Raw genomic sequence first — 371 nt, forward strand, 5'->3', positions numbered from 1 at the left:
ACACAGTACGGTATGTCAGACCGTGTAGGCATGATTAACTATGATAACGATGTAGACGAGGTTTTCATCGGCCGCGATCTGGCCCATACCAAGAGCTACGGTAATGAGGTGGCCAATGCGATTGACAGCGAAGTGAAGCGCATCATCGACGACTGCTACGCCAAGGCAAAGGATATTATTATGAAGCATGAAGAGGTACTCCATGCGTGCTCCAGGCTTTTAATTGAGAAAGAGAAGATCGGCCAGCAGGAGTTTGAGAGCCTGTTTCCTGTGGAGATCTAAAGGTTAAGAGATGGATCCTGTTTAACAGAATTTTGCAGATACCAAGCGCCAATCTTAGGCATTTTACCGGGCATCTGCAAAATTCTGTT

1 pseudogene is annotated in these 371 nt (G+C 46.4%); it reads left to right on the plus strand.

Features of this window, described 5'->3' with window-relative positions:
* A pseudogene (locus tag NE473_RS30610) lies at positions 1-282 on the plus strand (ATP-dependent zinc metalloprotease FtsH); the annotation flags it as partial.
* Positions 283-371: the final 89 nt, after the last annotated feature.

Source organism: Hungatella sp. SL.1.14 (assembly GCF_024460495.1).
Classification (GTDB): Bacteria; Bacillota; Clostridia; order Lachnospirales; family Lachnospiraceae; genus Hungatella; species Hungatella hathewayi.